The following is a 5440-nucleotide window of genomic DNA, read 5'->3' as shown; positions in this document are numbered from 1 at the left end:
CGAGCAGGTGAAGATCCGCGGCTTCCGGATCGAGCCTGGTGAGATCCAGGCCGTCCTGGCCGCACACCCGGGCCTGGAGCAGACCGTGGTGACGGTCCGTGAGGACGTGCCGGGTGACAAGCGACTGGTGGCGTACGCGGTTCCGGTCGACGTCGATGCCGGCGCTGATGAACTCCTACCGAGCCTGCGGGAGTTCGCGGGTGAGCGGTTGCCGTCCTACATGGTTCCGTCGGCGGTCGTGCTGCTGGACGCGTTGCCGGTGACGGTCAACGGCAAGGTGGACCGCAAGGCGCTGCCGGCGCCGGAGTATGCGGCGGGTGCGGGTCGGGCGCCGGCGACGGCGCAGGAGGAGTTGTTGTGCCAGGCGTTTGCGCAGATTCTGGGTCTGTCGGCGGTGGGGGTGGATGACGACTTCTTCGCGCTGGGTGGACACTCGTTGCTGGCGATGCGGCTGGTGAGTCGGATCCGTTCGGTGCTGGGTGTGGAGTTGGCGGTCCGTGAGCTGTTCGAGGCGCCGACGCCGGCGAGTCTGGCGGGACGGCTTTGGCAGGCCCGTGAGAGCCGGTTGGCGCTGCGTGCGATGGAGCGTCCGGAGCGGGTGCGGTTGTCGTTCGCGCAGCGCCGTTTGTGGTTCCTCGGTGAGTTGGAGGGTGCGAGCGCGACCTACAACACTCCGATGGCTCTGCGCTTGTCCGGGGAGGTGAACCGGGAGGCCCTCGCGGGGGCCCTGCGGGATGTCATCGGGCGGCACGAGGTGCTGCGGACGGTGTTCCCGGCAGTCGATGGTGAGCCGTACCAGCGGGTTCTGGGTGTGGAGGAGTGCGGGTTCGAGCTCTCGGCGGTCGAGGTGGCGTCGGAGGGGCTGGAGGACGCACTGGCTGCGGCGGGCCGGTATGCGTTCGACTTCTCGTCCGAGATTCCGTTGCGGGCGACGCTGTTCGCGGTGAGTTCGGTTGAGCATGTGCTGGTGGTGCTGTCGCACCACATCGCCATGGATGGCTGGTCGACTGCTCCGCTGGTGCGGGATCTGTCGGCGGCGTATGCGGCACGGTTGGGTGGCGTGGCTCCCGTGTGGGAGTCGCTGCCGGTGCAGTATGCGGATTTCGCTTTGTGGCAGCGGGAGTTGCTGGGCGACGAGCGGGATTCGTCAAGTGTTTTGTCGCGTCAGGTGGAGTACTGGCGTGAGGCGTTGGCGGGGGCCCCGGAGGAGCTGCCGCTGCCGTTCGACCGGCCGCGTCCGGCGGTTGCGTCGCACCGTGCCCACACCGTGGAGTTGGATGTTCCGTCCGAACTGCACGCGCGTTTGGTGAAGTTGGCGCGTGAGCGTGGGGTGACCATGTTCATGGTGCTGCAGGCGGCTGTTGCGGTGACGCTCAGTCGGCTGGGTGCGGGGGCCGACATCCCGATCGGGTCGGCGATCGCCGGGCGTACGGATGAGGCGTTGAACGATCTGGTCGGGTGCTTCGTCAACACGGTTGTCGTGCGGACGGATCTGTCGGGGGACCCGACGTTCGAGGAGGTTCTCGGGCGGGTGCGCGAGGCGGGGTTGAGCGCGCTGGAGAACCAGGATGTGCCGTTCGAGAAGCTGGTGGAGGAGTTGGCGCCGGCGCGTTCGCTGGCGCGGCACCCGCTGTTCCAGGTCGTCCTGACCCTTCAGAACACCGGCTTGATGGCGGATGGCGGTGCGCTTGACCTGCCTGGCCTGGGGGCTGAACCGTTGTTGTTGGGCCGGGCGATGGCGAAGTTCGACCTTGATGTGATCGTGGGTGAGGTGTTCGGTGCGCAGGGTGCGCCGGCGGGGATCCGGGGCATGCTGACGGCGGCGGCGGATCTGTTCGATGAGGGGGTCGCGGGTCGGGTCGCGGGCTCTCTGGTGCGGGTGCTGACGGCGATGGCCGATGACCCGCAGGCCCGGGTCGACGCGGTGGATGTGCTGGGTGCGGATGAGCGTGCCCGGGTGCTGTCGGAGTGGAACGACACCGCTGCGGCCGGATCCGGGTTGATGGTTCCGCAGGTGTTCGAGGCGCAGGTGGCGCGGACGCCGGAGGCCGTGGCCGTGGTGTCCGGTGGTGTGTCGGTGTCGTATGCGGAGTTGGATGCGCGGGCGAACCGCCTCGCCCACTATCTGATCAGCCAGGGTGTTGGTCCGGAGTCGGTGGTGGGGTTGGCGCTGCCGCGTGGTGTGGAGATGATCAGCGGGATCCTGGCGGTCTGGAAGGCGGGGGCCGGGTATCTGCCGGTGGACGTGTCCCAGCCGGCGGAGCGGGTCGCGTTCACGGTGAAGGATTCGCGGGCGCAGTTGGTGTTGACCACCGATGAGGTGCTGGAGGACCTGCCGTCGGTGGGTGTGCGTCTGTTGGCGGTGGATGGCACGTTGACGGCGATGCAGTTGGCGGCGGCACCGACCACCTCGCCTGGCGTGGTGGTGGATCCGCGGTCGCCGGCGTATGTGATCTACACCTCCGGCTCGACGGGTCGTCCGAAGGGCGTGGCCGTCACCCATGGAGGTCTGGCGAACTACGTCTCCTCGGTGCCGGCCCGGGTCGGCTTCGAGGGTGAGGGCGGTCGGTATGCGCTGTTGCAGGCGCAGGCCACCGACCTCGGCAACACGGTGCTGTTCGCGAGCCTGCTGTCGGGTGGTGAGCTGCACGTCCTGGACGAGGAGGCGGTCACCGATCCGCGTCTGGTGGGCGACTACCTGGCCGAGCACGGGATCGACTTTGTGAAGGTGGTGCCCTCACATCTGGCGGCGCTGGGTGCGGTGGGTGGTTTGGAGCGGGTGCTGCCGGGCCGGTCGGTGGTGCTGGGTGGTGAGGCCGCCTCGCCCGGGTGGGTCGATGAACTGCTGGCCGCGGCCGGTGAGCGGCAGGTGTTCAACCACTACGGTCCGACGGAGACCACGATCGGTGTGGCGACCACCCGCCTGACGTCGGGTGAGGCGGTGCCGGTGGGTGCGCCGGTGGCCAACACCCGCTTCTACGTGCTGGATGAGCGCCTCAACCCGGTGGCGCCGGGTGTGGAGGGTGAGTTGTATGTGGCGGGTGCGCAGCTGGCGCGCGGTTATGTGCGCCGTCCTGGTCTGACTGCGGAGCGGTTCGTGGCGTGCCCGTTCGAGCAGGGTGCCCGGATGTACCGCACGGGTGACCGTGCGAAGTGGTCGGGTGATGGCGAGATCGTGTTCCTGGGCCGTGCGGATGAGCAGGTGAAGATCCGCGGTTTCCGGATCGAGCCGGGTGAGGTGGTCAGTGCCCTGACGGCTCACCCGCTGGTTGCCCAGGCGGCCGTGGTCGCCCGCGAGGACACCCCGGGGGACAAGCGCCTGGTCGCCTACGTGGTCGCGGACGACCCGGATGATGTGGAGGACACGCTCGCGGACGGGGTGCGGACTTTTGCCGCCGCCCGGTTGCCGGAGCACATGGTGCCCTCCGCGGTGGTGGTGTTGGACGGCCTGCCGCTGACGGGCAACGGGAAGTTGGACCGCAAGGCGCTGCCCGCCCCGGACTTCGCGGCGGCGGGTGGGGTGTCGAGTCGTGGGCCGGCATCGGTGCAGGAGGAGATCCTGTGCGAGGCGTTCGCCGAGGTCCTTGGGTTGGAGAGCGTCGGCGTCGATGACGATTTCTTCGCGTTGGGTGGGCATTCGCTGTTGGCGGTGTCGTTGGTGGAGACGTTGCGGGTGCGTGGGGTCTCGGTGTCGGTGAAGGCGTTGTTCCAGACGTCGACCCCGGCGGGCTTGGCGGTCGAGGCGGGTTCGGAGCAGGTGGTGGTGCCGACGAACCTCATCCCCGAGGACGCCACGCAGATCACCCCGGAGATGCTGCCGCTGGTGGAGCTGACCGATGCCGAGCTCGAGTTGATCGTGGCGAAGGTGCCCGGTGGTGCTGCGAACGTCGCAGATGTCTACCCGCTGGCTCCGCTCCAGGAGGGCATCCTCTTCCACCACTTGATGAAGGCCGGGCGTGAGGGTGAGCGGGATGTGTACGCCGGGCCGACGGTGCTCGGGTTCGACTCCCGTATGCGGCTCGACTCGTTCCTGAAGGCGCTGCAGCGGGTGATCGAGCGGCACGACGTGTACCGCACGGCGATCGTGTGGGAGGGTCTGCGCGAGCCGGTCCAGGTCGTCGCCCGACACGCCGAACTGCCGGTCCGGGAAGTCGTGCTGGACCCGCAGGGTGCGGACGCGGCGGAGCAGTTGCTGTCCATCGGCGGCGCCTGGATGGAGCTGGACCGTGCCCCGCTGATGGACGTGCACATCGCCGCCGCACCGGATGGCGAGGGCTGGCTGGCCCTGCTGCGCGTCCACCACCTGGTGCGCGATGACACGACGACGGACGCGCTGCTGGGGGAGGTGCGTGCCTTCTTGACAGGGCGGGGCGAGTCGCTGTCCAAGGGGCTGCCGTTCCGCGACTTCGTCGTCCAGGCCCGCCTCGGTGTGCCGCGCGAGGAGCATGAGCGGTACTTCGCCGGGCTGCTGGGCGACGTCACCGAGACCACCGCCCCGTTCGGCCTGCTGGACGTGCACGGAGACGGCACGACCGCGGCATCGGCGCGTTCCTCGGTGGAGGCTGAGCTCACGCTTCGACTGCGGGCGATCGCGCGCCGGATGGCCGTGAGTCCGGCGACGGTGTTCCACCTGGCGTGGGCGCGGGTGCTGGCCGCGGTGAGCGGTCGTGAGGACGTGGTGTTCGGCACGGTGCTGTTCGGCCGGATGAACGCCGGGGCGGGTGCCGACCGGCTCCAGGGCCCGTGCCTCAACACGCTCCCGGTGCGGGTACGGGTCGGCACCTCCGCCGTGGGGGAGGCGCTGGCCGGGATGCGGCAGCAGTTGGCCGAGCTGCTGGTGCACGAGCACGCGCCGTTGGTGCTCGCGCAGCAGGCGAGCCGTGTGGCGGGCGGCAGCCCGCTGTTCACCGCCCTCTTCAACTACCGCAACGGCCGCGGCGGCGCGACCGAGCTCGGCACGGGTCTGGGCACCGGGTTGGAGGACGTGCGGATCCTTGCCGCCGAAGGGCGCACCAACTACCCCCTGGTCGCGAATGTCGATGATGACGGGAACGGGTTCAGCCTGACCATCGACGCGGTGGCGCCGGCCGATGCGGAGCAGGTGGGCACGATGCTGCACACCAGCCTCCTCCAGCTCGTGACCGCGTTGGAGGAGGACCCGCAGGCGCGGTTCGCGGCGCTGGACGTACTGGATGCGGCTGAGCGCCGACTGGTGGTGGAGGAGTGGAACGACACTGCTCGGCCGCTGGTGGATGCGACGTTGCCGGGGTTGTTCGCCGGGCAGGTGGCGCGGACGCCGGGTGCGGTGGCGGTGGTGTTCGAGGGTGTCGAGGTGTCGTTCGGGGAGTTGGATGCGCGGGCGAACCGGTTGGCGCGGTTGCTTGTGGGGCGGGGTGTGGGTCCGGAGTCGGTGGTCGCGGTGGTGATGGAGCGCGGCGTG

Annotated in this window: 1 protein-coding gene; it reads left to right on the top strand. The window is 69.5% G+C overall.

Translation table 11 applies throughout. The features are described 5' to 3' along the window. Positions 1–7: 7 nt before the first annotated feature. A partial coding sequence (locus tag JF597_RS49210) for a non-ribosomal peptide synthetase (RefSeq protein ID WP_294012448.1) occupies positions 8–5440 on the top strand: 5433 nt, incomplete at its 3' end.

Source organism: Streptomyces sp., from assembly GCF_019510245.1.
Lineage (GTDB): Bacteria > Actinomycetota > Actinomycetes > Streptomycetales > Streptomycetaceae > Streptomyces.
The sequence above is the reverse complement of the archived record's forward strand: the minus strand, read 5'-3'. Positions and strand labels throughout refer to the sequence as shown.